Annotated in this window: 11 protein-coding genes; 5 read left to right on the top strand and 6 right to left on the bottom strand. The window is 72.1% G+C overall.

Annotation, left to right across the window (positions count from 1 at the left end; genetic code table 11):
- Positions 1–129 precede the first annotated feature (129 nt).
- From BN3794_RS09240 to BN3794_RS09255, 4 genes are all read left to right on the top strand, one after another.
- Complete coding sequence (locus tag BN3794_RS09240) at positions 130–726, top strand: LOG family protein (RefSeq protein WP_066096404.1); 597 nt, start codon at positions 130–132, stop codon at positions 724–726.
- Between the two features lie 50 nt (positions 727–776).
- The gene (locus BN3794_RS09245; RefSeq protein WP_066096407.1) at positions 777–1,367 is read left to right on the top strand and encodes an IMPACT family protein; all 591 of its coding nucleotides are present in this window, start codon (positions 777–779) and stop codon (positions 1,365–1,367) included.
- A complete protein-coding gene (locus tag BN3794_RS09250) occupies positions 1,364–3,124 on the top strand; it encodes an ABC transporter transmembrane domain-containing protein (protein WP_066096410.1) in 1,761 nt (586 codons plus the stop codon). Before BN3794_RS09245 ends, BN3794_RS09250 begins: the two co-directional genes overlap by 4 nt.
- A 91-nt stretch (positions 3,125–3,215) precedes the next feature.
- The gene (locus tag BN3794_RS09255) at positions 3,216–3,422 is read left to right on the top strand and encodes a hypothetical protein (RefSeq protein ID WP_066096413.1); all 207 of its coding nucleotides are present in this window, start codon (positions 3,216–3,218) and stop codon (positions 3,420–3,422) included.
- A gap of 4 nt (positions 3,423–3,426) precedes the next feature.
- Here BN3794_RS09255 and BN3794_RS09260 read toward each other — a convergent pair whose 3' ends face one another.
- From BN3794_RS09260 to hrcA, 6 genes are all read right to left on the bottom strand, one after another.
- Entirely contained in the window at positions 3,427–4,539 is a 1,113-nt protein-coding gene (locus BN3794_RS09260; protein ID WP_147675745.1) for a prephenate dehydrogenase, read from the bottom strand.
- Positions 4,539–5,438, bottom strand: a complete 900-nt coding sequence (pdxY, locus tag BN3794_RS09265; RefSeq protein ID WP_066096419.1) for a pyridoxal kinase — start codon at positions 5,436–5,438, stop codon at positions 4,539–4,541. The genes BN3794_RS09260 and pdxY overlap by 1 nt, the downstream gene beginning before the upstream one ends.
- Positions 5,439–5,661: 223 nt before the next feature.
- The gene (gene dnaJ / locus BN3794_RS09270) at positions 5,662–6,777 is read right to left on the bottom strand and encodes a molecular chaperone DnaJ (RefSeq protein ID WP_066096422.1); all 1,116 of its coding nucleotides are present in this window, start codon (positions 6,775–6,777) and stop codon (positions 5,662–5,664) included.
- A 138-nt stretch (positions 6,778–6,915) separates the two neighbouring features.
- Positions 6,916–8,853, bottom strand: coding sequence for a molecular chaperone DnaK (gene dnaK / locus BN3794_RS09275; protein WP_066096424.1), 1,938 nt, complete (start codon positions 8,851–8,853; stop codon positions 6,916–6,918).
- A gap of 141 nt (positions 8,854–8,994) precedes the next feature.
- On the bottom strand, positions 8,995–9,501 hold the full coding sequence (grpE, locus tag BN3794_RS09280; protein ID WP_066096428.1) for a nucleotide exchange factor GrpE: 507 nt from the start codon (positions 9,499–9,501) through the stop codon (positions 8,995–8,997).
- Between the two features lie 64 nt (positions 9,502–9,565).
- A complete protein-coding gene (hrcA, locus tag BN3794_RS09285) occupies positions 9,566–10,651 on the bottom strand; it encodes a heat-inducible transcriptional repressor HrcA (RefSeq protein WP_066096431.1) in 1,086 nt (361 codons plus the stop codon).
- A 119-nt stretch (positions 10,652–10,770) separates the two neighbouring features.
- Between hrcA and recN the strand changes: the two genes are divergently transcribed.
- Entirely contained in the window at positions 10,771–12,465 is a 1,695-nt protein-coding gene (recN, locus tag BN3794_RS09290; RefSeq protein ID WP_066096434.1) for a DNA repair protein RecN, read from the top strand.
- Positions 12,466–12,645: the final 180 nt, after the last annotated feature.

The following is a 12,645-nucleotide window of genomic DNA, read 5'->3' on the forward strand; positions in this document are numbered from 1 at the left end:
AGGACGTGGGCGTAAGCCCGCCCCTGCCCCTCCCGCGGAACGCCGGCAGCGATGCCGGCGTTCTTGCTTTCCCGGCCCGGCGCATGCCCCGCCGCTCCCGTTCCCCGTTTTCGCCTGCCCCGAGATCCAATGAAAAGCATCTGCGTGTATTGCGGCTCCAATGCCGGAGCCGATCCCGTCTTCGCCGAGCGCGCCGCCGCGCTGGGCACCCGGCTGGCCCGCGAGGGCATCCGCGTGGTCTACGGCGGCGGCAACGTCGGCCTGATGGGGACGGTGGCCAACGCCGCCCTGGCCGCCGGCGGCCAGGTCCACGGCGTGATCCCGCGCCAGCTGGCCGAGTGGGAAGTGGCCCACCGCGGCCTGACCGAGCTGGAGATCGTGGAGACCATGCACCAGCGCAAGCGGCGCATGTTCGAGCTCTCCGACGGTTTCGTCGCCCTGCCCGGCGGCTTCGGCACCATGGAGGAGATCTTCGAGATGCTCACCTGGCGCCAGCTCGGCATCGGCACCAAGCCGTGCGCGTTCCTGGACATGGACGGCTTCTACGCCCCGCTGATCCAGATGATCGACCGCATGGTCGCGCAGCGCTTCCTGCACCCGGACCAGCGCGCCGACCTGTGGTACGGCGAGGACATCGATGCCCTGCTGGCATGGATGCGCGGCTACGTGCCGGCGCAGGCCTCCAAGTGGATCGACGAGAAGCGCCGCAAGGCGATGATGGGTTGACGGCGACACCCGCGGGCCTGCGCCCGGCCCGGCGCGGTTAGGATCGGGGCATGGCCGACACCCTCGCCACACCGGTCCGGCACGCGCTGGACGTCAAGCACAGCCGCTTCCTCGCCCAGGCCGCACCGGTGGCCGACGGCGCGGCGGCGCTGGACTTCGTGCGCCAGGCCGGCGATGCGCAGGCCACCCACAACTGCTGGGCATGGCGCATCGGCGGCGACTACCGCTCCAGCGACGACGGCGAGCCGGCCGGCACCGCCGGCCGTCCCATCCTGGCCGCGATCGACGGCCAGGGCCTGGACCGGGTGGTGGTCGTGGTCACGCGCTGGTTCGGCGGCATCAAGCTCGGCGCCGGCGGCCTGGTGCGCGCCTACGGCGGCGTGGCCGCCGAGTGCCTGCGCCTGGCCCCGCGCCAGCCGATCGTGGTGCAGGCCGCCCTGGCGCTGGCCTGCGCCTTCGAGGACATCGGCACCGTGCATGCCGCGCTGGCTGCCCATTCGGCGGACAAGCTCGGCGAGGACTACCTTGCCGAGGGCGTCAGGATGAACCTGCGCCTGCCTGCCGACCGGGTCGGGGCCTTGAAAACCCGCCTGCGCGATGCCACCCGCAATCGCATCCGCTTCCTGGAAGATCCGGCATGACCGACACCGAGACCCGCGGGCTGCGCCGCCTGGGCAGCCTGCGCACGCTCTGGCCCTTCGTCCGCCGCCACAGCGGGCTGTTCGCGGCCTGGCTGGTGGCGCTGGCGCTCTCCTCCTCCGCCACGCTCAGCCTGCCGGCGGCGGTCAAGCACATGATCGACCAGGGCTTCTCCGGCGGCGGCACCCAGATCGACCGGGTGTTCCTGCTGTTGTTCGGCGTGGCCGTGGTGCTGGCCCTGGCCACCGCCGCGCGCTTCTACTTCGTCTCGCTGCTGGGCGAGAAGGTGGTGGCCGACCTGCGCGAGCGCCTGTACGGCCACCTGATCGGGCTGGACGCCCAGTTCCACGACCGCAGCCGCAGCGGCGAGCTGGTCTCGCGCCTGTCGGCCGACAGCGAGCTGCTGCGCGGGGTGATCGGCTCGACCATGTCGGTGGCCCTGCGCAGCACGGTGACCATGGTCGGCGCGCTGGCCATGCTGTGCATCACCAGCCCGCGCCTGGCCGCCTACACCCTGCTGGGCATCCCGCTGGCGGTCCTGCCGATCGTGTTCGGCGCGCGCCGCCTGCAGAAGGTCTCGCGCGCCAGCCAGGACCGCGTCGCCGACGCCAACCAGCTCGCCGCCGAGACCCTCGGTGCGGTGCGCACGGTGCAGGCCAATGCCCGCGAGACCTACGAGCGCGGCCGCTTCGCCCGCGCCGTGGCCGACGCGGTGGCCACCGCGCAGCGGCGCATCGGGGCCCAGGCCTGGGTCACGGCGATCGCCATCGTGCTGGTGTTCGGCGCGATCACCGCGGTGCTGTGGTCCGGCGCGCGCGACGTGATCGCCGGCACCATGACGGCCGGCACGCTCGGCCAGTTCGTGCTGTACGCGCTGATCGGCGGCGGCTCGGTCGCCTCGCTGGCCGAGGTGTGGAACGACCTGCAGCGTGCCAGCGGCGGCATGGGCCGCATCGCCGAGCTGCTGCACGAACGCGCGCGGATCACCGCGCCGGCGCGGCCGCTCGCCCTGCCCGAGCCGGTCCGCGGCGCCCTGGCCTTCGAGCACGTCACCTTCCGCTACCCGCAGCGGCCCGACGCGGCGGCGCTGGAGGATTTCAGCCTGGCCATCGCCCCGGGCGAGTCGGTCGCCCTGGTCGGCCCATCCGGCGCCGGCAAGAGCACCGTGCTGGCGCTGCTGCTGCGCTTCTACGACCCGCAGGAAGGCGCGATCACCCTGGACGGCGTGGACGTGCGCGCACTGGCGCCGGACACCCTGCGCCGGCACATGGCGCTGGTGCCGCAGCAGCCGACGCTGTTCGCCGCCAGCGCCGCCGAGAACATCCGCTACGGCCGCCTGGAGGCCGGCCGCGGGGAAATCGAGGCGGCCGCGCGCGCGGCCGAGGCCGATGCCTTCATCCGCGCCCTGCCGCAGGGCTACGACAGCGAGCTGGGCGAGCGCGGCGCGCGCCTGTCCGGCGGCCAGCAGCAGCGCATCGCCATCGCCCGCGCGGTGCTGCGCGACGCCCCGGTCCTGCTCCTGGACGAGGCCACCAGCGCACTGGACGCACAGAGCGAGCAGGCGGTGCAGCAGGCCCTGGAGCGGCTAATGGCCGGGCGCACCACGGTGGTCATCGCCCACCGCCTGGCCACGGTGCTGCGCGCCGATCGCATCGTGGTGATGGACCACGGCCGCATCGTCGCCCAGGGACGCCACGAGGAGCTGCTCGCCCAGGGCGGGCTGTACGCCGAGCTGGCGCGGCTGCAGTTCATCCAGTGACCACGCCGCGCTAACGGCCCGCTGCCGAAGCTGGCCGCGCCGGTCCCGCACCGGCCCTGGCCCAGCCCACAGTCCCGCAGGAGGTGCCGCGATGTCCTTCCGCCAGTTCCCGGCCACCGATGCCAACGGCGTGCCCCACGTGGTCCTGGAATTCCGCGACCCCGGCGCGCCGCCGATCCCTACCACCGAGCGCCGGCCGGCCGAACCGCTGCGCTATCAGCTCGAGGACGGCCGCCCGCTGCTGCGCGACGGGCGCAGCTTCCGCACCGCCGACGGCAGCGTGCAGCTGACGCTGTAGCCGCTCAGGCCGGCGCCAGCACCCGGCCGATCCCGGTGGCGTCGATCTCAGCGGCCGCCGCGGCCAGCGCCGGCGCGTCCACGCCGTTCTCCAGGCCGATGCGGAAATGCAGCTCGCCGGCCGGCGTGCGCGAGGAATGGATCGAGGCCAGGTTGACGCCATGGCGTTCGAACACATGCAGCAGCGCACGCAGCGAGCCCGGCCGGTCCTCGGGCAGGTACACGCTGAGCGCGCGGGTCCCGGCCAGGTCCGCCAGCAGGTAGCCGACGCGCTCGAAGGTGTAGTTGCCGGCGGCCAGGCCGCTCTCCAGCGCCTGGTGGTTGCGCTGCAGGAAGCGGTCGCGGAACTGCGCGCGGGCGGCGTCGTCGCCGCGCACCACCAGCGCGTGCAGGGCCTGCAGCTGCGCCAGCAGGCGGCCGAGCATCTCGGCCACGTAGGGGTTGCCGAACTGGATGTCCTCGTAGATCGCCGGGTTCAGCGACAGGATCCGGGCGACGGACGCGGTATCCAGCTCGAAGGCGACCGAGCGGAACGGCAGCAGCGCCGGCAATTCGCCCAGCGCGGGCGCGTATTCGCGCAGCACCCCGGCCTGGGCCAGGTGGCTGGCGTGGACCATGGCCTGCACCAGCGCCATGACCCGGTCGTGGTACTCGGGATCGGCGGGCACGCACTCGGCCTGCAGCGCCTCGCACAGTGCCTGCAGCCAGCCGGCCCAGGCATCCACGCGCGCCCGGCACACCACCATCACCCGGCCCTTGAGCGTGGGCGTCTTCGGCGGGGCGGTCATCGGATGCAGGCCGGCGACCTCGGCCTGCGAGGCCAGCATCGCCGCCACCGGCGCGGCCTTGACCGAGGTGATGTCCAGCCACAGCCGGCCGCGCTCGCGCCCGGCCGACAGCCGCACGTACTCGGCGATCAGCGCCGGGGTATGGCGGATCGGGGCGGAGAACACCAGCACGTCGGCGCGTTCCACCAGCGCCTGCGGGCTGTCCGAGGCCGGGTCGGCCGGGTCGTGGCCGATCACCTTCAGCCCCATGCGCCGCTCGAAGAAAGCGCGCAGCCAGCGTCCGTAGGCACCGGCGCTGCCGACGATGCCGACGACCGGACGCGGCGGGATCATGCCAGGCGGACGGGGCGGAAGCGCTCGGCCCGTTCCAGCGCGGCCGGGGCCGCGGCGACCACGTCGAACTCCTCGTAGTCGTTGGCCAGGGTGGCCTCCAGTGCCGTGTGCACGCCGGCGATCGCGCGGCTGGCGGCCTGCTCGAAGGACTCTCCGCGCAACAGGAACGCCACCAGCAGCGACATCAGCACGTCGCCGGTGCCGGCCACGTCCACCGGCAGGTACGGCGTGGTCCAGCGCCAGACCGCATCGCGGCTCACCGCCAGCGTCACCAGCTCGCCGTCGGCGCCGGCCACGCTGTGCGCGAGCACCCAGTGCGGGCCGCGCGCGAGCAGCACCCGCGCGGCGGCGATGGCATCGTCCTCGGCCAGCGCCGGCAGGCCGGTCAGCCGTCCCAGCTCGTAGGCGTTGGGCGTGACCAGCCAGGCGCGCGGCGCCAGGCGCTCGACGAACACGCGCTCCAGCGCCGGCTCCACGTAGGGGCCGGTGTGGGTGTCGCCGATCACCGGATCCAGGCAGTAGCGCAGCTGCGGTGCATCCAGCCCGTCCAGCCAGTCGGCGAAGGCCTCGCCGTTGTCCAGGCTGCCGAAATAGCCGGAGATCAGCACCTTGGCCCGTCCCGGCAGGCCGCGCTCGCTGGCGCCGAGCAGCAGGTCGCCGAACCAGTCCACCGGCAGGATGCGCCCGCGCAGGGTGTCGTAGAAGGGCGCGTTGCTCAGCAGCGTGGTCGGGATCTCCGCCACCCGCATGCCCAGTTGCCGCAACGGCGGCACCGCCGCGCTGTTGCCGGCATAGCCGTACACCAGCTGCGACTGCACCGAGATCACATCCACCGGCGAGGGCCCGTCGGGGCGCTGCCGGCGACCATGCACCAGATGACTTGCCTGTTCGCTCATCGCCGCATTCTACGGCCGCGCCCGGCCGCGGTGCACCCATCGTCGGCGCCGACGGACCGCGCCGTCGCGCGCCACCCGGCCGTGTGCGCGAGCCATCGCCGTACGTCGTGGCATGGCGGCGGCACCTTCATGCGCATGGCAGGCCGTGCGGCCGGCCTCGGGAACACGCAAGCCAGCACCAAGGACACGCACGGCCTCCGGCCGCGCGCGTCGGCTGCCGGCATCAGGAGGTCATCCGCTCCCAGAAGCCCTTGACCCCGTCCAGGAACGTGGCCGAGCGCGGCGAATGCTTGCGCCCTTCCTCGCCGCTGAAGGTGGTCTCGAACTGCTGCAGCAGCTTGCGCTGCTCGGCGGTGAGGTTGATCGGGGTTTCCACCACCACCCGGCAATACAGGTCGCCGGGCGTGCGGCTGCGCACCGAGCGCACGCCCTTGCCGCGCAGGCGGAACAGCTTGCCGGTCTGGGTCTCGGCGGGGATGCGGATCTCCGCGTCGCCGCCCAGCGTGGGCACGCGCACGGTATCGCCCAGCGCGGCCTGGGAGATGCGGATCGGCACCTCGCAGTGCAGGTCGTCGCCGTCGCGCTGGAAGATGGCGTGCTCGCGCACGCGGATCTCCACGTACAGGTCGCCCGGCGAGGTGCCGGCCGGCCCGGCCTCGCCCTCGCCGGCCAGGCGGATGCGGTCGCCGGTATCCACGCCGGCGGGCACCTTGACCTGCAGCACCTTCTCTTCCTCCACGCGGCCGGCACCGTGGCATTCGCCGCACGGATTGCGTACCACCTGGCCGCGCCCGCCGCAGGCCGGGCAGGTCTGCTGCATGGCGAAGATGCCGCGCTGCATGCGCACCTGGCCGCGCCCGCCGCAGGTGGTGCAGGTCTCGACCTTGCCGTCCTCCGAACCGGAGCCGTGGCAGTGCCCGCACTCGGCCAGCGTCGGCACCTCGATGCGCCGCTCGACCCCGGCCACGGCCTCTTCCAGGTCCAGTTCCATCACGTAGCCGATGTCGGCGCCGCGGCGGGCCGCGCGTGCCCCGCCACCGCCGAAGATGTTGCCGAAGATGTCCCCGAAGATGTCGCCCATGTCCGGGCCGGGGCCGCCGGCACCGAAGCCGCCCTCGAAGGCGGCATGGCCGTGCGCGTCGTACATCTGGCGCTTGCCGTCGTCGGCCAGGACCTCGTAGGCCTCCTTGCACTCCTTGAACATGACCTCCGCCTGCGCATCGCCCGGATTGCGGTCCGGGTGGTACTTCATCGCGCAGCGGCGGTACGCCTTCTTGATTTCCTCGGCACTGGCGGTGCGGGTCACGCCCAACACCTCGTAGTAGTCGCGCTTGCTCATGGCCTGTCACATGGGGGGCCGATGGCGCCGCTTCAAGCGCCACCGGGCCGAAAGAACGCTCGCCGCGCGAAATCGCGGCGGCAGACACGAAAGGAGCGGGACCCGCAGGCCCCGCTCCCGATCCACGCCCCGACGGGCTTACTTCTTGTCGTCGTCCTTGACTTCGGTGAACTCGGCATCGACCACGTCGTCGCCGCCCGGGGCCTGGCCGCCGGCGGCACCGGCCGACGGGCCGGCCGAGGCGCCGCCCTGCGCGGCAGCGGCGGCGGCCGCGTACAGCGACTGCCCGGCTTCCTCCAGCGCCTTGGACTTGGCCTCGATCTGGGCCTTGTCCTCGCCCTTGAGCGCGGCCTCCAGGTCGGACAGCGCCGCCTCCACCTTGCCGATCACCTCGCCGCCGACCTTGCTGCCGTGCTCGGTGATCGCGGTGCGGGTGGAATGGATCAGCGCATCGGCCTGGTTGCGCGCGGCGACCAGCTCCTGGAACTTCTTGTCCTCGTCGCGGTGCGCCTCGGCATCGGCGACCATGCGCTGCACCTCTTCCTCGGACAGGCCCGAACCGGCCTTGATCTCGACCTTCTGCTCCTTGCCGGTCTTCTTGTCCTTGGCCGACACGTGCAGGATGCCGTTGGCGTCGATGTCGAAGGACACCTCCACCTGCGGCAGGCCGCGCGGCGCCGGCTCGATGCCGGTCAGGTCGAACTTGGCCAGCGACTTGTTGTAGCGGGCCTGCTCGCGCTCGCCCTGCAGCACGTGCACCGTGACCGCGGACTGGTTGTCCTCGGCGGTGGAGAAGGTCTGCGAGGCCTTGGTCGGGATCGTGGTGTTCTTGTCGATGATCTTGGTCATCACCCCGCCCAGGGTCTCGATGCCCAGGCTCAGCGGGGTCACGTCCAGCAGCAGCACGTCCTTGACGTCGCCGGCGAGCACGCCGCCCTGGATCGCCGCGCCGATGGCCACGGCCTCGTCCGGGTTGACGTCCTTGCGCGGCTCCTTGCCGAAGAACTCGGCCACGGCCTGCTGCACCTTGGGCATGCGGGTCTGGCCGCCGACCAGGATCACCTCGTCGATGTTGCTGGCGCTCAGGCCGGCGTCCTTGAGCGCGATGCGGCACGGATCGATCGATTTCTTGATCAGGTCCTCCACCAGCGCCTCGAGCTTGGCCCGGGTCAGCTTGATGTTCAGGTGCTTCGGACCGGTGGCGTCGGCGGTGATGTACGGCAGGTTGACGTCGGTCTGCTGCGCCGAGGACAGCTCGATCTTGGCGCGCTCGGCCGCATCCTTCAGGCGCTGCAGCGCCAGCGGGTCCTTGCGCAGGTCGATGCCCTGGTCCTTCTGGAACTCCTCGACGAGGTAATCGATGATGCGCTTGTCGAAGTCCTCGCCGCCGAGGAAGGTGTCGCCGTTGGTGGCCAGCACCTCGAACTGCTTCTCGCCGTCGACGTTGGCGATCTCGATCACCGACACGTCGAAGGTGCCGCCGCCCAGGTCGTAGACGACGATCTTGCGGTCCTTGTTGTCGCCCTTGTCCAGGCCGTAGGCCAGCGCCGCCGCGGTGGGCTCGTTGATGATGCGCTTGACGTCCAGCCCGGCGATGCGGCCGGCGTCCTTGGTGGCCTGGCGCTGGCTGTCGTTGAAGTAGGCCGGCACGGTGATGACCGCCTCGGTGACCTTCTCGCCCAGGAAGTCCTCGGCGGTCTTCTTCATCTTCTCCAGCACCTGCGCGGAGATCTCCTGCGGCGCCAGCTTCTTGCCGTCGCCGGTCTCCACCCAGGCATCGCCGTTGTCGTGGGCGACGATCTTGTAGGACACGTGGTCGAGGTCCTTCTGCACCTCGGCGTCGGTGAACTTGCGGCCGATCAGGCGCTTGACCGCGTAGAAGGTGTTCTTCGGGTTGGTCACCGCCTGGCGCTTGGCCGACGCGCCCACCAGCACTTCGCCGTCCTTGGTGTAGGCGACGATCGAGGGCGTGGTGCGATCGCCCTCGGAATTCTCGATGACGCGGGCCTTGCCGCCTTCCATGATCGCCACGCACGAATTGGTCGTGCCGAGGTCGATGCCGATGATCTTGCCCATGTTTGACTCCTGCGAAAGGTTTTCTTGGGGATTCCGTTCCGGCGCTGCCGGGTTCCGGTACCCGATGTGGGGATGGCCCGGACCCATTCAAGCCATCTATCGAAACTTGCTGCCAGCCGCCGGGTCCGGGCGGCCTGCGGATCAGTCGTGCCGGGCGACCACCACCAGCGCGGGGCGCAGCAGGCGGTCGTTGAGCAGATAGCCCTTCTGGAACACCTGAACCACGCTCCCGGGCGCCAGCCCCTCGGGGGCCTCGACCTGGCTGATGGCCTGGTGGTGCTCGGGATTGAACGGCTGGCCGGCCGGATCCAGGACGGTCAGGCCGTTGTCGGCGGCGACCTTGGCCAGCTGCCGGTGGGTCAGTTCCAGCCCGTCGCGCAACGGGCCGGATTCGGCCGCGGCGGCCAGGCCGGCATCGAGGCTGTCGAACACCGGCAGCAGGTCGCCGAGCAGCTTCTCGTTGGCGAACTTGCGCGCGTTCTCCACGTCGCGCAGCAGGCGCTTGCGCTGGTTCTCAAGGTCGGCACGTTCGCGCAGCGCTTCGGTCTTGAGCTGGGCGATCTCGCCGCGCAACGCCTCCAGCTCGGCGGCCGGCTCGGCGCCGGCCTGCGCGTTGTCCGTGGCGGACTCGGGGTGGTCTTGTGTCATTTCCGGTTCCCTGGCGGGCACTGCCCCGCCTCTGCAATCCCCAATGTGGGCGCAACGCCGTGTTTCAAGCGTGATGGGTCCGGCCTTCGCCACCGGTGCCGCTGCCGGCATCCGCCATCGCCGCGCCGAGCGCCTGCGCGGTGGCCTGCACCAGCGGGATCATGCGGTCGTAGGCCATGCGCTTGGGCCCGATCACGCCGAGCACGCCCAGTACCCGGCCGCCGTTGGCGTAGGGCGCGCTGACCACCGAGACCTCCTCCATCGGCACCAGCCCGGTCTCCTCGCCGATGAAGATGCGCACGCCCGGCGCACGCGCGGTGCGCTCGAGCAGCTGCAGGATCTCGCGCTTGCTGGCGAACAGCTCGAACAGCTCGCGCAGGCGGTCCAGGTCGGTCAGGTCCTGCACCCCCATCAACCGGGTCTGGCCGGCCAGCACCACGCCGCCGCCCTCCTCGGCCGGGGCCAGCGCCTGGCCGGCCAGTTCGATGCTGTCGGTCAGCAGCAGCTGCATCTCGTCGCGCGCGCGCCGCAGCTCGTGCAGCAAGGTCGCCCGGATCGCCGTCAGCGGATGGCCGGCGAAGCGCTCGTTGAGATGGTTGGCCACCCGCTCGAGCATCGCCGGCTCGTACGGGCGGCGGGTGCGGATGACCCGGTTCTGCACCTCGTTGTCGGAGAACACCACGATGGCCAGCACGCGCTCGGCGTCGAGCGGCACGAAATCGATGTGGCGGAAGGCGAACTGCTCGCGCCGCGGCGCGCTGACCACGCCGACGAAGTGGCTCATCGCCGAGAGCATCTGCGAGGCGTTGCCGAGCAGGGCCTGGGTGCCGGCACCGGCGCCCAGCTCGCCGCGCAGGCGCGCCACCTCGTCCTCGCTGGGCGGCTGCACCTGCAGCAGGCTGTCCACGAACACCCGGTAGCCGTGCGCGGTCGGCACGCGCCCGGCCGAGGTGTGCGGCGAGCGCAGCAGCCCGGATTCCTCCAGGTCGGCCAGGATGTTGCGGATGGTCGCCGCGCTCACGTCCAGGCCGGCCTGCTCGGCCAGGGTCTTGGAGCCGACCGGCTCGCCGTCGCGGATGTAGCGCGAGATCAGCGTCCGCAGCAGGTGCCGGGCACGGGAATCGAGCGGGGACGAAGCGCGGGCGATCATGTAAGCATTCCGTGAAGATGCCTGTTAGATAATGTCTCCGCGGCCGCTTGGCAAGCCAGGCGGCGTCCCGCGCCCTACCCCATTTCGCAACCGTTGCCGGCCCTCTAAGCTTCCCGCCCATGCTGACCCACCTGTCCATCAAGGATTTCGCCGTCGCCCGCGCCACCGAGCTGGACTTCGGCCCGGGCATGACCGTGGTCTCCGGCGAGACCGGCGCCGGCAAGTCGCTCATGGTCGATGCGCTGGGCTTCCTGTCCGGCCTGCGCGCCGATTCGGGCGTGGTCCGCCACGGCGCCGAGCGCGCCGAGCTGGCGGCCGAGTTCGACCTGGCCGACGCCCCGGCCGCCGCCGTCTGGCTGCACGAGAACGCGCTGGACGAGGACGGCGCCTGCCACCTGCGCCGCGTCATCCGCGCCGACGGCGGTTCGCGCGCCTGGATCAACGGCCGCACGGCCACGCTGTCGCAGCTGGCGGAACTGGCCGGCTGGCTGGTGGAGATCCACGGCCAGCACGAGCACCAGGCCCTGTTGTCGCGCGCCAGCCAGCTGGCCCTGCTCGACGCCCACGCCGACAACGCCGACGAGCGCGAGGCGGTGCGCCTGGCCGCGCGCCACTGGCAGGCGCTGCTGGAGGAACGCGAGCGCCTGCAGGGCCAGGGCGACGTGTCCGACCGCATCGACTACCTGCACCACCAGTACGACGAGCTGGAGCGCGAGGACCTGGAGCCGGCCTCCCTGGAGGCGCTGGAAGCCAGCCATCGCCGCCAGGCCCACGCCAGCGCGCTGGCCGAGGCCTGCGGCCAGGTCGCCGATGCCCTCAACGGCGAGAGCGCCGGCGCGGCCCTGGCGCTGCTGCAACGCTGCCGCCACGTGCTGGGCCGGGTGATCGAGCACGAGCCGCGCCTGGGCGAGGTGGACGGCCTGATCGAAAGCGCGGCCATCCAGCTCGACGAGGCCCTGGGCCTGGTCGAGCGCGTGCGCGACGACCTGGACGCCGATCCGGCGCAGTTCGAACAGGTCGAACTGCGCCTGGGGCGGCTGCACGACCTGGCGCGCAAGCATCGCGTGACGGTGCCCGAGCTGGCCCAGGCGCGGCAGGCGCTGGCGACGGAGCTGGAACGGCTGCGCGGCGCCGGCGAGCGCCTGCACGTCCTGGACGGGGAAATCGCGCGCGCGCGCCAGGCCTGGGAACAGGCCGCCGACGTGCTCGGCCGCAGCCGTGCCCGTGCCGCCGAACGGCTGTCGGCCGACACCACCGCCATCATCGGCGAGCTCGGCATGGGCGGCGGCCGCTTCCTGGTCGAACTGGAACCGCAGCCGCGCGAGCGTCCCGACCCGCAAGGCGCCGAGCGCGTGGAATTCCTGGTCGCGGCCAACGCCGGCCAGCCGCCGCGCCCGCTGCGCAAGGTTGCCTCCGGCGGCGAGCTCTCGCGCATCTCGCTGGCCATCGAGGTCGCCGCCCTCGGCGTGGACGCGGTGCCGACGATGGTGTTCGACGAGGTCGACTCGGGCATCGGCGGCGCGGTGGCCGACATCGTCGGCCAGAAGCTGCGCGCGCTCGGCGAGCGCTGCCAGGTGCTGTGCGTGACCCATCTGCCGCAGGTGGCCGCCAAGGGCCATGCCCACTACCGGGTGAGCAAGGCCCCGGTGGACGGCATGACCCAGAGCGCGGTGGAACTGCTCGATGCGCGCCAGCGGCAGGAGGAGCTGGCGCGGATGCTCGGCGGCGTGGAGGTGAGCAAGGAGGCGCGTGCGGCGGCGCGGCGGCTGCTGCAGGAAGGCCGCGAGCCAGGCACGGGCCAGCGGGACGCGTAGGCGCGGACGGATTCCCGGACGAGACGCACGGCAGACGGCAGGCACGGAGGGCGACGGGCTGACGGGCCGACGGAATCGGCGGTCGGCGGTCGGCGACAGCTACTCCGGATGGCAGGCCGGGTTTTCGCCGCTTCCCCCGCGCTGCCCGGACCGGCAGGCGGCACGGCGGACCGGAGCCGC

Source organism: Xanthomonas massiliensis (assembly GCF_900018785.1).
Lineage (GTDB): Bacteria > Pseudomonadota > Gammaproteobacteria > Xanthomonadales > Xanthomonadaceae > Xanthomonas_B > Xanthomonas_B massiliensis.